Consider the following 272-nt stretch of genomic DNA (forward strand, 5'->3'; position numbering starts at 1 on the left):
TCCTACTATTGCCCTTTATGAAAACGCTATGGGGCAAAATAAATGGCAATTTTCAGGCAGTCTGAGTTACACCCAAGACAACAATATCAACAACGTTTCAGCTGAGCGTGAAATCCATCTTCCTCAATTTGATAACTTGGCTTTTGAAAAAAATTCTGACTATCTGCCACAAAAAGGGCATGGTTTTACCTACGCCCTATCCGTTGATCGCGATATCAATCTCAAAGGCAACCATTATTTCGCTCTTTCAGGCGATGTCGACGGTGTCAGCT

Annotated in this window: 1 protein-coding gene; it reads left to right on the forward strand. The window is 41.9% G+C overall.

The annotated features are described in order from the left end of the window. Positions 1-28 precede the first annotated feature (28 nt). Positions 29-272, forward strand: a 244-nt coding sequence (locus ACTHS3_RS17895; RefSeq protein ID WP_440368765.1) for a surface lipoprotein assembly modifier, incomplete at its 3' end; no start/stop codon positions are given.

This window comes from Neisseria sp. P0009.S007 (genome assembly GCF_051962515.1).